The organism is Blastococcus sp. KM273128 (assembly GCF_021698975.1).
GTDB lineage: Bacteria > Actinomycetota > Actinomycetes > Mycobacteriales > Geodermatophilaceae > Blastococcus.
The window spans coordinates 1-15,997 of the sequence record NZ_SSXA01000041.1 but is presented as its reverse complement, the minus strand read 5'-3'; the positions used below and the strand labels follow the sequence as shown (position 1 = coordinate 15,997).

At 74.0% G+C, this 15,997-nt stretch carries 15 protein-coding genes; 7 read left to right on the top strand and 8 right to left on the bottom strand.

Annotated elements, in window-relative coordinates; genetic code table 11:
- Positions 1–13 precede the first annotated feature (13 nt).
- The 3 genes from E9529_RS22760 (at position 14) to E9529_RS12900 (ending at position 3,433) form a co-directional block, all read left to right on the top strand.
- A complete protein-coding gene (locus tag E9529_RS22760) occupies positions 14–1,225 on the top strand; it encodes a sensor histidine kinase (RefSeq protein WP_236831564.1) in 1,212 nt (403 codons plus the stop codon).
- Entirely contained in the window at positions 1,222–1,827 is a 606-nt protein-coding gene (locus E9529_RS12905) for a response regulator transcription factor (protein WP_236831563.1), read from the top strand. Before E9529_RS22760 ends, E9529_RS12905 begins: the two co-directional genes overlap by 4 nt.
- A 157-nt stretch (positions 1,828–1,984) precedes the next feature.
- On the top strand, positions 1,985–3,433 hold the full coding sequence (locus E9529_RS12900) for a M1 family metallopeptidase (RefSeq protein ID WP_236831562.1): 1,449 nt from the start codon (positions 1,985–1,987) through the stop codon (positions 3,431–3,433).
- A 30-nt stretch (positions 3,434–3,463) separates the two neighbouring features.
- Here the strand turns inward: E9529_RS12900 and E9529_RS12895 are convergent, their stop codons facing one another.
- The gene (locus E9529_RS12895; RefSeq protein ID WP_236831561.1) at positions 3,464–4,162 is read right to left on the bottom strand and encodes an FAD-binding oxidoreductase; all 699 of its coding nucleotides are present in this window, start codon (positions 4,160–4,162) and stop codon (positions 3,464–3,466) included.
- An 88-nt stretch (positions 4,163–4,250) separates the two neighbouring features.
- Positions 4,251–4,859, bottom strand: a complete 609-nt coding sequence (locus E9529_RS12890) for a sulfite oxidase-like oxidoreductase (protein ID WP_236831560.1) — start codon at positions 4,857–4,859, stop codon at positions 4,251–4,253.
- Between the two features lie 160 nt (positions 4,860–5,019).
- Between E9529_RS12890 and E9529_RS12885 the strand changes: the two genes are divergently transcribed.
- The 4 genes from E9529_RS12885 (at position 5,020) to E9529_RS12870 (ending at position 9,552) form a co-directional block, all read left to right on the top strand.
- Entirely contained in the window at positions 5,020–5,718 is a 699-nt protein-coding gene (locus E9529_RS12885; protein ID WP_236831559.1) for a succinate dehydrogenase cytochrome b subunit, read from the top strand.
- Between the two features lie 12 nt (positions 5,719–5,730).
- A complete protein-coding gene (locus E9529_RS12880; protein WP_236831558.1) occupies positions 5,731–7,677 on the top strand; it encodes a fumarate reductase/succinate dehydrogenase flavoprotein subunit in 1,947 nt (648 codons plus the stop codon).
- A gap of 62 nt (positions 7,678–7,739) precedes the next feature.
- The gene (locus tag E9529_RS12875; protein ID WP_308195283.1) at positions 7,740–8,495 is read left to right on the top strand and encodes a succinate dehydrogenase/fumarate reductase iron-sulfur subunit; all 756 of its coding nucleotides are present in this window, start codon (positions 7,740–7,742) and stop codon (positions 8,493–8,495) included.
- A gap of 91 nt (positions 8,496–8,586) precedes the next feature.
- Complete coding sequence (locus E9529_RS12870) at positions 8,587–9,552, top strand: hypothetical protein (RefSeq protein WP_236831556.1); 966 nt, start codon at positions 8,587–8,589, stop codon at positions 9,550–9,552.
- On the opposite strand, the gene E9529_RS12865 is transcribed toward E9529_RS12870, so the two are convergent.
- The 6 genes from E9529_RS12865 to E9529_RS12840 form a co-directional block, all read right to left on the bottom strand.
- Complete coding sequence (locus E9529_RS12865; RefSeq protein WP_236831555.1) at positions 9,536–11,818, bottom strand: bifunctional diguanylate cyclase/phosphodiesterase; 2,283 nt, start codon at positions 11,816–11,818, stop codon at positions 9,536–9,538. The genes E9529_RS12870 and E9529_RS12865 overlap by 17 nt on opposite strands.
- 78 nt (positions 11,819–11,896) lie before the next feature.
- Positions 11,897–12,802, bottom strand: a complete 906-nt coding sequence (locus E9529_RS12860; protein ID WP_236831554.1) for a DUF1028 domain-containing protein — start codon at positions 12,800–12,802, stop codon at positions 11,897–11,899.
- 46 nt (positions 12,803–12,848) lie between these two features.
- Positions 12,849–13,838, bottom strand: a complete 990-nt coding sequence (locus tag E9529_RS12855) for an LLM class flavin-dependent oxidoreductase (RefSeq protein ID WP_236831553.1) — start codon at positions 13,836–13,838, stop codon at positions 12,849–12,851.
- Positions 13,839–14,001: 163 nt separating this feature from the next.
- The gene (locus E9529_RS12850) at positions 14,002–14,619 is read right to left on the bottom strand and encodes a hypothetical protein (protein WP_236831552.1); all 618 of its coding nucleotides are present in this window, start codon (positions 14,617–14,619) and stop codon (positions 14,002–14,004) included.
- A gap of 139 nt (positions 14,620–14,758) precedes the next feature.
- A complete protein-coding gene (locus tag E9529_RS12845) occupies positions 14,759–15,103 on the bottom strand; it encodes a PspC domain-containing protein (RefSeq protein WP_236831551.1) in 345 nt (114 codons plus the stop codon).
- Positions 15,104–15,243: 140 nt separating this feature from the next.
- Positions 15,244–15,696, bottom strand: a complete 453-nt coding sequence (locus E9529_RS12840; protein ID WP_236831550.1) for a nuclear transport factor 2 family protein — start codon at positions 15,694–15,696, stop codon at positions 15,244–15,246.
- Positions 15,697–15,997: the final 301 nt, after the last annotated feature.

The window sequence follows — 15,997 nt, the reverse complement described above, 5'->3', positions numbered from 1 at the left end:
GCAGCATGGCGGCGTGCCGACCGTGATGCGCTGGTGGAGGAGCCGCTCCGACGCCGAGCGCATCGAGCTCTACACCCGGTGGTCCTTCTACACGTTCCTCGGGGCGGTGCCGCTGTTCGCCGTCGGCGTGCTGGGGGCGGCCACCTTTCCCGTCCCCGGCTCCGCGGTCGCCCTGTTCCTCGCGGGCGCCGCGGGCACCGCCGTCGGCGGGGTGGTGGTGACCCGCCGGGGGCTGGCCGCGCACCGCCGGGGGGAGCCGCTCCCCGCCGGGCCGGTGGCCGGCGCGTTCGCGGCGGCCGGCGTGATGGCGGCCGCCGGTGCCTGGGCGTTCCGCACCGGCGACCCCTCCCCCGTGGTGCCGTGGTCGGTGGCGCTGCCCCTGGGCGTGGTGCTGACCGCCTGCTCGACGGTGTGGACCACCCGGCAGCTGCTGCCGCACACGCTCACCATCGGCGTGCTCAGCGGGTTCGCCGCGCGCCTGGACGGCACGGCCGTCGCCGCGGCCGTGACGCAGGGCGTCGTCCTCGCGATCGCCGTGCTCGCGGTGGTGCTGGCCTTCCGCTTCTCGGTGTGGGTGCTCGACGTGGTGCAGGAGATGGCGCGCAGCCGCGGCGTGCAGCTGCAGCTGGCGGTCGCCGAGGAGCGGCTCCGCTTCGCCCGTGACCTGCACGACGTCATGGGCCGCGACCTGTCCACGATCGCGGTGAAGAGCCAGCTCGCCGGCGAGCTGGTGCGCCGCGGCCAGCCGGGCGCCGGCGAGGAGCTGGCCGACATCGCGCGCATCGCCGAGGGGTCGCTGCGCGAGGTGCGCGAGGTGGTGCGCGGCTACCGGTCGGTCGACCTCGCCGGCGAGCTGGCCGGCGCCCGCTCGGTGCTGCGGGCGGCCGGGGTCGCCTGCACCGTCACCGGTGAGGACGCCGGCGCCGCGCTGCCCGAGCAGGTGCAGACGGCGTTCGGCTGGGTGGTGCGGGAGGCGGTGACCAACGTGCTGCGGCACAGCCGCGCCACCGAGTGCACGATCGCCCTGTCCGTCGCGCCGGAGGAGGTGCAGCTGTCCGTGGTCAACGACGGCGCCGGCGACGGCGACCGCGGCTGGGGCAACGGCCTCACCGGGCTGGCCGAGCGGCTGGCCGGGCTCGACGGCCGGCTGCGCGCGCAGGCGGCGGACGGCCGGTTCCTGCTGGCGGCGACCCTGCCGCGGGCGGTCGCGGAGGTCGCGCGGTGATCCGGGTGCTGCTGGCCGACGACGAGAACCTGATCCGCTCGGCGCTGGCCGCGCTGCTGGCGCTGGAGGACGACCTCGCCGTGGTCGCCGAGGCCGCCTCGGCCGCGGAGGCGCTGGCCATGGCCCGGGCGCACGCGCCGGACGTCGCCGTCCTCGACCTCCAGCTGCCCGACCGCGACGGCATCTCCCTGGCCGCCGAGCTCGCCGGCGTCGCCCCCGGTTGCGGGCTGGTGATCGTCACCGGCCACGGCCGCCCGGGCCACCTGAAGCGGGCGCTGGAGGCCGGTGTCCGCGGGTTCCTGCCCAAGACGGTGAACGCGGCGGTGCTCACCTCCGTCGTCCGCACCGTGCACGGTGGCGGACGCTACGTCGACCCGGAGCTGGCCGCCGAGGCGATCAGCGCCGGGGACAGCCCGCTGACGCCGCGGGAGGCCGACATCCTGGAGCTCGCCGCCGGCGGGGCGCCGGTGGAGGAGATCGCCGCGCGGGCCCACCTCTCCCCCGGAACCGTCCGCAACCACCTGTCGGCCGCGGCGGCCAAGCTCGGCGCGCCGAACCGGCACGCCGCCGTCACCGAGGCCCGCCGGCGGGGCTGGATCTGACGCCGGCGGTCGCAGCCGGCGACGACGCGTGTCCATCGCGTGGCCCCACGCGGCGCGGCTCCGAGGCCGCGGGGCCGGGGAGCGACCGGACCGTCCCGGGCCATTACCTTCGCCGTCCCCCGCGCGGCTGACGGCGCGACGGCTCGGAGGAGCGGCCATGTCCCGGAAACTCTCGCTGCTGACCGCGACGACCGTGGTGGTGCTAGGGCTGAGCCCGGGCCTCGCGGTCGCCGACGAGGGGCCCGCACCGGGTGCACCGGGCATCGGTGACCCCTACTTCCCGCTCGACGGCAACGGCGGCTACGACGTCCTGCACTACGACCTCGACGTCCGCTACGACCCGGCCACCGACGTCCTCGACGGCGTCGCGACGATCACCGCGCGGGCGCTCCAGGACCTCTCCGGCTTCAACCTCGACCTGACGGGCATGGAGGTCCGCTCGGTGCGGGTGGGCTCCGCCGAGGCGTCCTGGGTGCGCGAGGGCGGCGAGCTCGTGATCACGATGCCGAAGGCCCTGCGCGCCGGGCAGCGGTTCGCCGCCACGATCAGCTACGGCGGCGTCCCGCAGACCATCGAGGACGCGCTCGGGACCTCCGGTTTCATGCACACCGACGACGGCGCCATCGTCGCCGGCCAGCCCGACGGCGCGGCCACCTGGTTCCCCGCCAACGACCACCCCCGCGACGCCGCCTCGGTGGACGTGCGGGCGACGGTGCCCGAGGGGCTGGAGGCCGTGTCCAACGGCGTGCTCCGCGGCAGCCGGACGGCGCACGGCTGGACCACCTGGGAGTGGCGTGCGCAGGAGCCCATGGCCACGTACCTGGTGACGCTCGCGATCGGTGAGTTCGACCTGCGGGAGTACCGGGCCGACGGCATCCGCTTCTGGGACGCGCTCGACCCCGACCTGTTCACCCTGGACCTCGACCCGGAGACCGAGGGGCCCTCCGCCGGAGAGGTCGCCGAGGCGTCGCTGGCCCGGCAGCCGGAGATCATCGGCTTCCTCGCCGAGACCTTCGGCCGCCCCTACCCGTTCCGGGCCGGCGGCGGGATCGTGGACGACCACCCGGAGTTCCAGTTCGCGCTGGAGACCCAGACCCGGTCCATCTACGCGTCGGTGTTCTTCACGGACCCGGTGAGCGGGGACCTCGTGGTGGTGCACGAGCTGGCGCACCAGTGGATCGGCGACCTGCTGCGCATCGACGAGTGGCGGCACATCTGGCTCAACGAGGGCTTCGCCACCTACGCCGAGTGGCTCTGGCTCGAGCGCGAGGGGCTCGCCACGACGCAGGAGACGTTCGACGCCATCGCCGCGGCCGTGCCGCCGGAGTTCTGGGACCTCACCATCGGGGACCCGGGGCCGGCCACCGAGAACCTGTTCGACATCGCGGTCTACTACCGCGGCGCCATGACCCTCCAGGCGCTGCGGGACGAGGTGGGCGACGAGACCTTCTTCGCGATCGTCGAGCAGTGGGTGGCGACGCAGGCCGGCGGCACCGTCACCACCGAGGAGTTCATCGCGCTCGCGGAGAAGGTGTCGGGGCAGCAGCTGGACGAGCTCTTCCAGCGGTGGCTTTTCACCCCGGGCAACCCGATCGCGGCGGGCTGACGCCCCGGGCGGCTGAGGGCCCCGGGGCCCTCAGCCGCTCGGGCCGAACTGCTCCACGCGGATGTCGGCCGCCGGGGTGCCCAGGGTCTCCAGCAGCTGGGTGGCCGCCCCGGCGAAGGACGCCGAGCCGCAGACGTAGGCGGTCTGGCCGGGCTCCCACAGCGGCACCAGGTCGACGGCGGTGAGCCGCCCGGCGGGCCGGATGCCGCGGGGTTCGCGGGTGGTCACGACCAGGGCGCCGGCGGCGAGCAGCTCGTCGGCGTAGGGCAGCAGCTCCGCCGTCCGCACGCTCACCGCGGTGCGGAGCAGGTCGGCGCGCCCCAGCGCCCGCGCGGTGCGCAGCATCGACACGAACGGCACCACGCCGCTCCCCCCGGCGACCAGCAGCGCCGGGCTCTCGGTGTCCCACACGAACCAGCCGCCGATCGGCCCGCGGACCTCGAGGACGTCACCGGGCTCGACGACGTCGGCGAGGTGGGTGGAGACCTCGCCGTCGTCCAGCCGCTCGACGAACAGCTCGACCAGCGGGTCGCCGGGCGCCGAGGCCACCGAGTACGACCGCTGGGCGGTGTAGCCGTCCGGGGCGGTCAGCCGCACCACGTAGTGCTGGCCGGGCAGGTGGTCGACCCGGTCGGCGACGTCCAGCCGCAGCTGCACCGAGCGGGGCACCGGACGACGGACGCCGGCCACCGTCGCCGTCGTCCAGCCACCCGCGGGCGCATCCGGCACGCCCGCCCCCAGTGGTGGGATGCCGGTCGGCCCCGGCGCAGGGCCCCGCCGCGAGCTCGCGAGCGGTGGGGGGCGCCGGGGTCCTCTTTCAATCACCTTGGTAGCGCTGCTGGCGCCACGGGTCGCCCCGGTCGTGGTAGCCGTTCTGCTCCCAGAAGCCGGGCTGGTCGCGCCGGAGCAGGGTGAGCTTGCTGATCCACTTGGCGCTCTTCCAGAAGTACAGGTGCGGCACCAGCAGGCGGACGGGCCCGCCGTGCTCGGGGGTGAGCGGGCGGCCGTCGAAGTCCCAGACCAGCCAGGCCTTCCCGCCGGTCACGTCGGCGAGCGGCAGGTTGGTGGTGTAGCCGGTCTTCGACGTCGCCATGACGAACTGCCCCTCGGCGGTCGGCCGGGCGGCCGCCAGCAGCGTGTCGACGGAGACGCCGGAGAAGCGGGTGTCGAACTTCGACCACGTGGTGACGCAGTGGATGTCACCGCGGTACTCCGACGGGGGCAGCCGGTGGACCTCGTCCCACGACCAGGTGGTGGGCTGCTCGACCTGGCCGTCGACGGTGATGCTCCAGGTCTCCGGGGAGATGCGCGGGGTGGGCTCCGCGGTCAGCACGGGCCAGTCGGCACCGACGTCGTACTGGCCGGGGGGCAGCCGCGGGTCACGCTCGCGACGGCGGCCGAGGAAGCCGCGAGTGGGGGTGGGCACGCGCACAGCCTGCCCTTCGCGGGCCGGCGTGACCACCGGCCGGCCCGCGGTCCCTCGACCGCGGTGGCCGACGCCCTGGTGAGGGTCCCCTTACATGAGGTGTGTCACCTCGTGTTTGGTTGGTGGCGAGCGACGTGTAGTCCTAGCGTGGGGACTTGTGGTGACGGTGGAGCACGCGCAGCGCAGGACCCCCAAGGTTGCGAAGACCAACTCGGTCTTCAAGAAGGCCGTGATGGCCATCAGCGGCATCATCATGGTGCTGTACCTGATCGCGCACGTGATCGGGAACCTGAAGGCCTTCTCGGGCGCCGAGTCGTTCAACTCGTACTCGGGCTGGATCCGGACGGTCGGCAACCCGGCACTGCCGGGGCAGACGACGCTCTGGGTCATCCGCATCGTGCTGCTCGTCGCGGTGGTGGCGCACTTCTGGGCCGCCGTCTCGCTGTGGCGCCAGGCCAAGCGGGCCCGCCCCCAGGGCTACGTCACCAAGAAGCCCACCGCGCAGAGCTACGCCTCGCGCACCATGCGCTGGGGCGGCGTGATCATCGGCGCCTTCATCATCTACCACATCCTCGACCTGACCACCGGCACGGTGAACGCGGAGGGCTTCGACAGCACGCCGTACGAGCGGCTGGTCGCCAGCTTCCAGAACCCCTTCGTCACGATCTTCTACGCCATCTCGGTGATCCTCCTGGGCATGCACCTGCGGCACGGCATCTGGAGCGCCACGCAGACCCTGGGGCAGAGCAACCGGCGTCGCGAGAAGACCGTCAGCGCCTTCGCCGTCGTGTTCGCGACGGCGCTGACCATCGGCTTCCTGCTCGTGCCCTTCTCCGTCCTCTTCGGGCTCATCGACTAAGGAGCTCCCCCGATGCCTCTCGAGCTTTTCTCCGTCGGCGAGCCGATCGCCGACACCGCGGCCCCCACCGACGTCCCGATCGGCGAGCGCTGGAGCGAGCGCAAGTTCCGCGGCCGCCTGGTCAACCCGGCCAACCGCCGCAAGCTGACGGTGATCGTCGTCGGCACCGGCCTGGCCGGCGGCTCCGCCGCCGCCACGCTGGGCGAGGCCGGCTACAAGGTGAAGTCGTTCTGGTACCAGGACAGCCCGCGCCGCGCGCACAGCGTCGCCGCGCAGGGCGGCATCAACGCCGCCAAGAACTACCGCAACGACGGCGACAGCGTGCACCGGCTGTTCTACGACACGGTCAAGGGCGGTGACTTCCGCTCGCGCGAGAACAACGTGCACCGCCTCGCCGAGGTCAGCGTCAACATCATCGACCAGTGCGTCGCGCAGGGCGTGCCCTTCGCCCGCGAGTACGGCGGCCTGCTCGACAACCGCTCCTTCGGTGGCACGCAGGTCTCCCGCACCTTCTACGCCCGCGGCCAGACGGGCCAGCAGCTGCTCTACGGCGCCTACCAGGCCCTCGAGCGGCAGATCGCGGCCGGCAGCGTCGAGCAGCACGCCCGCACCGAGATGCTCGACCTGATCGTCGTCGACGGCCGCGCCCGCGGCATCGTCGCCCGCGACCTGGTCAGCGGCGAGATCAGCACCCACTTCGCCGACGCCGTCGTCATCGCCACCGGCGGCTACGGCAACGTCTTCTACCTCTCCACGAACGCCAAGGGCTCCAACGCCACGGCGATCTGGCGGGCGCACAAGCGGGGCGCGTACTTCGCCAACCCCTGCTACACCCAGATCCACCCCACCTGCATCCCGGTCAAGGGCGACTACCAGTCGAAGCTGACCCTGATGTCGGAGTCGCTGCGCAACGACGGCCGCGTGTGGGTGCCCAAGGAGCGCGGCGACACCCGCGACCCGCGGGAAATCCCCGAGGACGAGCGGGACTACTACCTCGAGCGGATCTACCCCTCGTTCGGCAACCTGGTGCCCCGCGACATCGCCTCGCGCCAGGCGAAGAACGTGTGCGACGAGGGCCGCGGGGTGGGCCCCGGCGGGCTGGGCGTGTACCTGGACTTCGCCGAGGCGATCGAGCGCATGGGCCGCCCGGCCGTCGAGGCCAAGTACGGCAACCTGTTCGACATGTACGCCCAGATCACGGGCGAGGACCCCTACCAGGTGCCGATGCGGATCTACCCCGCGGTGCACTACACGATGGGCGGCCTGTGGGTCGACTACGACCTGCAGTCGACCATCCCGGGCATGTTCGTGATCGGTGAGGCCAACTTCTCCGACCACGGCGCCAACCGGCTCGGCGCCAGCGCCCTGATGCAGGGCCTGGCCGACGGCTACTTCGTGCTCCCGTCGACGATCAGCAGCTACCTGGCCGACGGCCCGTTCGAGAAGGTCGACGAGAGCCACCCGGCCGCGGTCGAGGCGCTCACCGGTGTGCAGGAGCAGGTGCAGAAGCTGCTCAGCATCAACGGCAACCGCACCCCGGCGTCCTTCCACCGCGAGGTCGGCCAGCTGATGTGGGACCTCTGCGGCATGGAGCGCACGGACGAGGGCCTGCGCAAGGCCATCGACCGCATCCAGGAGATCCGCCAGGAGTTCTGGAGCAACCTGAAGGTGACCGGCGACTGGCACTCGTTCAACCAGACGCTGGAGCACGCCGGCCGGGTCGCCGACTTCATCGAGCTCGCCGAGCTGATGTGCATCGACGCCCTGCACCGCCGCGAGAGCTGCGGCGGGCACTTCCGCGCGGAGAGCCAGACCCCCGAGGGCGAGGCGCTGCGCGACGACGAGAACTTCGCCTACGTGGCGGCCTGGGAGTGGACGCCGGAGGGCCAGCCCCCGGTGCTGCACCGGGAAGCCCTCGAGTACGAGTACGTCCACCTCGCCCAGCGGAGCTACAAGTGACAGCCACACACGAAGGCGCGATGCGCTCCAGCGTCGGCAACCCCGCGGCCGAGAAGCGCGGGATGAACCTGACGCTGCGCATCTGGCGCCAGCAGGGGCCGACCGTCAAGGGCAAGATGGTGACCTACAAGATCACCGACATCTCCCCCGACATGTCGTTCCTCGAGATGCTCGACGTGCTCAACGAGCAGCTGATCCTGCAGGGCGACGACCCGGTCGCCTTCGACCACGACTGCCGCGAGGGCATCTGCGGCATGTGCGGCGTCATGATCAACGGCCAGGCGCACGGCCCGCAGCAGACGACGACCTGCCAGCTGCACATGCGGTCCTTCGCCGACGGCGACACGATCGACATCGAGCCGTGGCGGGCCACCGCGTTCCCGATCATCAAGGACCTCGCGGTCGACCGGCGGGCCTTCGACCGGATCATCCAGGCCGGCGGCTACATCAGCGTGCCGACCGGGACCGCGCCGGAGGCGCACGCGACGCCGGTGCCCAAGGCCGACTCGGACGCCGCGTTCGACGCCGCGACCTGCATCGGCTGCGGCGCCTGCGTGGCGGCCTGCCCGAACGCCTCCTCGATGCTGTTCACCGCCGCTAAGGTGACGCACCTGGGGCTGCTCCCCCAGGGCCAGCCCGAGCGCAACGACCGCGTGGTCAACATGGTGGCGCAGCAGGACCGCGAGGGCTTCGGCGGCTGCACCAACATCGGCGAGTGCTCCGCCTCCTGCCCGAAGGGCATCTCGATGGAGACGATCTCCCGGCTCAACCACGACCTGCTCGGCGCCCTCCGCGCCGGCGCGCGGCCGAAGAGCTAGCGGACGACACCCCTCGACGGGCGGGCACCCACCCCGGGTGCCCGCCCGTCGTGCATCCCGGTCCGCTCCACGGGGTGCCACACTGCCGTCCGTGCTGCCCAGCCCGGCCCCGGAGATCCCCGCGCCGGACGGCCCGGCGGCGCCGTCGGCGGTGCAGCAGCTGGTGCACGTCCTGCTCGCCGGCGGGCTCGGCGTCCTGGCGGCCGTCGTCGGCGCACCGGTACTGGCGGCCTCGCTCTTCGGCGGCGCGGCCGCCGTCCTCGCCGCCCTCGGCGGCATCGTCGCGCTGGTGGCCGCAGCCGCCGTCGCCCTCGACCGCCTGGCCGGGCCCGGCGGCTACGGCCGGCCGGGGTCGGCGCTGCGCGGCGCCGTGCTGGCAGTCGTGTCCACGGCGATCGTCGTCGTCCTCGCGGGGGTGGTGGTCCGCCTGGAGCGCGCCCCGGACCTCCCGGTCCTGCTGTGGTACGCCGCCGCCGGCCTGCCGTTCGCCGCGGTGGCCGGGCTGCAGTGGCCGGGCCGTGTCCGCACCGCCACCGCGGTGCTCCTCGTCGTGAGCACCGCCGCCGTCGGGTTCGGCTGGGGCCGGGCGGTCCTGCAGGACGTCCGCGCCGAGCGGATCCGCACCGAGGTGGGCACGACCGAGCGCCCGTGGACCAGCGAGCCGGGTGGGTACCGGGCTCGACTGCCGCAGGCCACCGGTAGCGCGCTCGTCTGGACCCGCCTCTCCCCCGTCGACGGCGCCGGCCCGCAGCTGTGGCTGTTCCGCGACGACCCGGTGGACCCGGCTGCCGCCGATCCCTGCGCCGTCCCCTCCCTCCGCACCCCGGACGGCGACCAGCCGGTGATCGCCTGCCGGTCCGTCCGCGACGGCGTGTGGCTCCGCGAAACCGACGGGTGGCAGGAACTCACGCGCTACGGGACGGACGTCCGGGTAGGCGTCGCGGCCCCCGCCGCCGTCGCCGTCCCGGTGCTGGAGGAGGCGCTGGCGGCGGCCCGGCCGATGACCGGGGCGGAGTACGAGAGCTGGCTGGAGGAGGGGCTCACCCCGGGCTGGTGACGGGGGCCTGCGCCCGCTCGTGCAGCCAGACCTCCAGCTGCTCCGGCGGAAGCGGCCGGCTCAGGTGGTACCCCTGGACGACGTCGCAGCCCAGCTCGGCCAGCGCCGCGACCGTCGCCGCGTCCTCGGCCCCCTCGGCCACCAGCACCAGGTCCAGCGCGTGGGCCAGCTGGAGGGTGGAGGTGACGATCGACGCCGCCCGGGCGCTGCCGGTCAGGGCCGCGGTGAAGGTGCGGTCCAGCTTCAGCTCGGTGACGGGCAGCGCGGCGAGGTAGGCCAGGCTGGAGTGCCCGGTGCCGTAGTCGTCGATCGCCACGCCGACGCCGGCATCACGGAGCCGGGTGAGCACCCCGACGGCGCGCTCCCGGTCGGCCATCAGCAGGCTCTCGGTGACCTCGAGCACCAGGCTCGAGGCGGGCAGCCCGTGCGCGGCCAGCAAGCGGGCGACGTCGTCTGGGAAGCCCTGGTCCACCAGGTTGGAGGGGCTCACGTTGACCGCCATGGTGAGCGCGCGCCCCTGGTCGACCCAGCGGCGGCACTGGGCCAGCGCCACGTCGATCACCCGGGTGGTCAGCTGCGCCATCAGGCCGGCCGACTCCGCGAGGTCGATGAAGGCGTCGGGGTAGAGCAGGCCACGCTCGGGGTGCTGCCAGCGCGCGAGCGCCTCGACGCCGGCCACGGTGCCCGTCGGGAGGTCCAGCTTCGGCTGGTAGTGCAGCACCAGCTCACCGTTCTCGAGGGCCCGTCGCAGCGCCGCGACCTCCTCCAGCCGGTGCCGGCCGTGGCCGTCGCGGTCCTCGTCGTAGACGGCGGCGCCCAGCCGGGCCGACTTGGCCGAGTACATCGCCAGGTCGGCCAGCTGCAGCAGCTCGACGGCGTTGGCCGAGTGCTCGGGACCGATGGCGGCACCGACGGCGGCGTCGACGGCGAGCTCCATCCCGCCCAGGAGGAACGGGCGCCGCAGGTGGGTGCGCAGCCGGTCGGCCAGGGCGCGGGCGCCGTCGGCATCGAGGTCCCGGGCCAGGACGACGAACTCGTCCCCGCCCAGCCGGGCCAGCACGTCGCCCTCGCGCACCTGGGACCGCAGCCGCGTGGCGACCTCGCGCAGCAGCGCGTCGCCGGTCCCGTGGCCCAGCGAGTCGTTGATCTCCTTGAACCGGTCGAGGTCGAGCACGAGGACGGCCACCTCCTCGCCGGCCAGCAGCCGGTCGTCGGCGCCGTCGAGGGCCTCGAACACCGAGCGGCGGTTGGGCAGCCCGGTCAGCTCGTCGGTGCGCGCCTGCCGGCGGCTGTCGGCCAGCGCGCTGACGGCCCGGACGGTGAGCGCGGTGCGGGCCAGGGCCGCGAGGACCGCACCGCAGGCCAGCGCTCCTGCGACGGGGTCGCCGCCGCGGAAGTAGCCGTGCACGAGCAACACGACCGCCGTGAGAGTGCACACCGCCGGCACGAGCAGCGGGTCACGACGCTCGGCCGAGCCGGTGAGGTCGCTCGCCGGCGCATGGCACGCGGAGAGGCCGAGACAGAAGAAGGCCATCCCCCACACGAGGTCCAGCACCCCGCCCGACTCGAAAGTGCCGGCGGCCACCTGGAGCGCGTAGACCGTGTCCCCGCCGACGAACAGCACCAGGCCGGTGACGAGCCACCACCAGTCCGCCCCACCACGCCGGCCGACGACGACCAGACCGGCGGCCAGCAGGCCCAGCAGCAGCAGGTCGCCCACCGGGTAGGCGGCGCCGACGAGCGCGGCGCTGTCCCCGCCGGCGGCGGTCCGCAGAAGGTCGCCGAGCACGAGGGCGGCGACCACGGCCCCGGCGGTCAGCCCGGTGACCAGGCAGTCGAGCCAGAGGCTCACCGTCAGCCGGTGCATCCGGCCGCGGACCATCAACACGAGGGCAAGGAAGGCCAGCGGGTAGAAGCCCAGCTGAAGGGCGTCGGCCCACCACGGTCGTTCCACCAGGCCCATCACGTGCCGGTGCACGTCGAGCCCCACGGCGCCGAGCAGGTAGGCGCCCACGGCGCCGGCGAGGCACCACCACGCGCGACGTCCGGCTGGGACGGCGACGGCGCGCAGCACGAGGACGAGCGTCAGCGCGGCGAGCGGCACCAGCTCCACCACTCCACCCAGCACGCCGGGGACACCCGGGAGCCCGGCCAGCGCTACACCGGCCGGCCAGGCGGCCGTCGCGACAGCGCCGGTCACCCGCACCCGGCGCATCGCCGGGTGCACGCCCTGCTGCCGCACATCCGAGGTGCGCCGCTGTCCCATGGCCGCACCATCGGCACGGTACGGGACCGTCTGAAACGCAGGTCACGTCCGCCCTCCCCCGCCGGGGGGAGGCCGCCGTCAGCTGGGCGGCACCGGCGGGACGATCCGGTCGACGACGTCGGCCGGCATGAGCCCGGCCTTGCCGAAACGGCTGGCGGCCTCGATGAACTGCGGCGCGGTGGCCGCCAGGTCGACGAGCATCGCGCGGGCGTCGTCCTCCCGCCCGGCGAGCGCCGCGACGACGGCCCGCCACATCAGCTGGTCCGGTTCGCTGACCGGGTCCATCGGCCGGAGCAGCTCCAGCTCGCGGTCGGCGGAGACCGGGTCGCCGTCGATGGCCTGCTGGAATGCGCGGACGACGTCCTGGTAGCGGGCGCGGGTCACGGTGAGGTCGGCCAGGACACCGAGCGGGTCCGGGGAGTCGTCGACCCGCAGGTCGACCACCATGTCGTGCCAGGGGCGGCCGGTGGTGGTCGCCCGGACGACCATGATCGCTGCCGACCGGCGCCCCCGGAAGTCACCGCCGGCCTCCTCCCCCGCCACCAGGGAGTTGAGCAACCGCTGGGCGAGCGGGCCGGAGGAGCCCTCGAACCGCTCCACCATCGCCTCCCACACCGCCGGGGAGCTGGCCATGTTGGCCAGCGCGACGCAGGTGTCGCCGATGAGGTGCCCGGCGGCGTCCACGCAGCTCGTGCCCGTGTAGACGGCGAAGTCGCCGGCCAGCCCCAGCACGGCGACCTGCCGCCGCTCGGGCTGCGGGTCGACGCTGCTGAGCGCCGTCAGCACCTCCTGGGCGGTGAACCCGCCGCGGAGCAGGTCCAGGCCGACGGCGCCGTACATCGGCTCGGCCATCGACTGCGTGGCGATGACGCCGTGCCCGGGGAGGGCGAAGGGGACGCTGTTGCCGACCGCGAAGGCCTGGGACTGCGTGGCGACGCCCATCTCCCCCGTCTCGGGGTCGCGGGCCACGATCGAGTACGTCACCGCCGTCGCCTACCCGTGCCGCCCCGGGGGCCGAAACACGGTCGCGTCACAGCGCGCGCGGGCGCATCGCCCCGGCCACCAGCTCCACCGACCGCAGCCGCCCCTCGAGGGACCCCGACTGGTGGGCGACGATCAGCTCGTCGGCGTCGGCGAGCTTCGTGAACCCCTCGAGGTGCTCGCGCACCTCGTCCGGGGTGCCGACGGCGGTGTGGGTGAGCATCGTGCCGACGTGCTGACCGGCGCCCTGGGCGAGCAGCTGGTCGGCCTGCTCGTCGGTGAGCGCCCGGCCGCGGCCGAACAGGCCGACGGCCAGGTTCCGGCGCACCGCCTGCAGCTGCTCCTGCGCGGCGGCCGTGCTGTCGGCGGCGACCACGTTGACGCCGGCGATGACGTAGGGCTCGGCGAGCTGCTCGGAGGGCTTGAACTCCCGCCGGTAGGCGGCGACGGCGGGCTCCAGCATGGCCGGCGCGAAGTGCGAGGCGAACGCGTAGGGCAGGCCGAGGGCGGCGGCGAGCGTGGCACCGAACATCGAGGAGCCCAGGACGTACAGCGGCACGCGCGAGCCCTTGCCGGGGATCGCGTCGACGCCGGGCACCCGCGTCTCACCGGCGAGGTAGGCCTGGAGCTCGAGGACGTCCTGCGGGAAGGTGTCGGCCGAGCGCGGGTCGCGGCGCAGCGCGTACATGGTGTTCTGGTCGCTCCCGGGCGCGCGGCCCAGGCCCAGGTCGATGCGGCCCGGGTACATCGCGTCGAGCGTGCCGAACTGCTCGGCGATCGTCAGCGGCGAGTGGTTGGGCAGCATGATGCCGCCGGCGCCCAGCCGGATGCTGCGGGTCTGCGCGCCGACGTGCGCGATGAGGACGCTGGTGGCCGACGACGCGATCGTGGGCATGTTGTGGTGCTCGGCGTACCAGACCCGCGCGTAGCCGTGCTCCTCCGCGCGCTGGGCGAGGGCGACGCTGGCGGCGATGGCGCTGCTCGCGGTCTCCCCGCGGGGGATGGGTGCCAGGTCGAGGACGGACAGGGTGGTGCTCATGCGGGGTACGGCCTTTCGCGTCGGTTGCCTGTCGCAACACCGGCGGGCGGCACCTCCTTCCCGGGCGCCCCTGGCGTGCGCCTTCGCAGGTGTTCCTCGCGCTCCGGGAGCCCTGCAGGACCGCGAGAGCGCGCAGAAGACCCCGGACGGGCCCCGCGACGGCTCAGCGGCTCTGCAGCGCGTCCAGGGCCACCGCCATCGCCGCCGCCACCCGGAAGTCCAGGTTCGGGTCGGGGACGGTCACCGTGTAGTGGTCGCGCAGCCCGATCCGCTTCTGGCTGCTCATCACGGGGGCACCGGACCGGCTGTCGGTGAAGTCGAAGTGGAAGAGGAAGGGCACCGGGACGGCGTCCAGGAACGGGATGAAGTTCCACACCCGGCGCAGCACCGCGATGAACGGGTTGCGCTCCCGACCGACCGCCTCCACCCCCGGCGCGGAGAGGTGCCAGGTGGAGCGCAGCAGGCTGGCACCGAAGGCCTTGCGGAAGTAGCCGATCGGCTGGCCGTGCTCGTCGAGGACGTCGTGCTCGGCGCCGACGTCGAGGCGCTGCCGGGCCTTGAACGAGAACGCCCGCCGGCTCTTCCCCGCGTCGGCGAAGAAGACGACCTCCTCGCGCAGCTTCATCCGCTTCTGCTCGGCGAGGGCGAGCAGCCGGCCCGCGCTGCCGTCGGGGTTGGCAGCCAGCACCTCGTAGCGGTTGACCATCATCGTGACCCGCTGCCGCACGAAGAACTGCGGGACGACGACCGGGGCCGGCTGGGGTGCGGGGGAAGAGGTCACGTCGGTGCTCCATCGCTCGTCGGTGCCGTGGGCAGCCCATCCTCGCGGACCGGCGCCGGTCCGGGGCCGGCGCCGGTCCCCGTGTCGTCCGCCGCGAGGGCCGCCGGCGTGGAGACCACCGCCGGGGTCGCCGCCGGGCTCACCGCGGCGGTGCTGCCCGGCGCCCGGTGAGGGCCTCGTGCAGGCGCTGGACCAGCCGCTCCAGCGGGCTCGGGGTCTCGTCGGCGCGGGCCGGCCCGGCGGGCATCAGCACCCAGAGCAGCAGGTACACCAGGACGCCGGCACCACCGGCGACGGTCAGGCCGACGAAGCCGACGCGCCACAGCACGGTGTCGATGCCGCTGTAGTCGGCGAGGCCGCCGCAGACGCCACCGGCCATCCGGTCGGTGGTGCTGCGACGGAGCTCCGGCCGCCCGGCGGGCGGCGGCTGCCGGGTCTCGCCGGGGGCGTCAGCGGGAGGCGGGAGAGGAACCGAGTTCGTCATGCCACGAGCGTGCCGCCCGCACCGCGCCACGGACATCCGGTGACACCCGGAACCGCCCCTGGTTCGGCGCTCAGGGTCGGCCCTGGTCGGATGCCCGCGGCGCGGGCGCTACGAGATGACGACCGAGCCCCGACGCCGGCTCAGCGCAACGGCAGCGGGGTGGTGTCGCCGTCCTCCCGCGGGCCGAGGATCCACCGCTCCTCCGCGGCGATCGGCACGTCGTTGATGCTGGCCTCCCGGCGGCGCATGAGGCCGTTCTCGGCGAACTCCCAGTTCTCGTTGCCGTAGGAGCGCCAGGTGCCGCCCTCGTCGTCGTGCCACTCGTACTGGAACCGGACGGCGATGCGGTCGTCGGTGAAGGCCCACAGCTCCTTGCGCAGCGCGTAGTCCTGCTCCCGCCGCCACTTGCGGGTCAGGAACCCCACCACCTCGTCCCGGCCCCGCAGGAACTCCGCGCGGTTCCGCCAGACCGTGTCCTCGGTGTAGGCCTCGGCCACCCGCACGGGATCGCGGGAGTTCCAGGCGTCCTCCGCGGCGCGGACCTTCTGCCGGGCGGTCTCCAGGGTGAACGGCGGGAACGGGGGGCGGGACACGCGGTACCTCCTCGGCGCGGTGGTGGCCGCCGGCCGGCCACCACCGCCAGCCTGCCGGGGACGGGCCGGGGCCGCGCGCCCGGGCCGACGGCTCCCCGTCCGTGCAGCCCTGAGAGGGTGTTGGGTAACCGGCGTTGAGCGGAGGGTGACGGCGTGACGGCTGGCGCTCGGGCCAGCGGCGTGGCGGCTGGTGGCCGATGGCGCGTCGGTGATGGTCCGGGTGGATGTGTGTCTGTACATGCCAGCCGCGGTCTGCGGCTTCTTCCCGGTATGACAGCTCGCTGACCGACGGCCAGTGGGC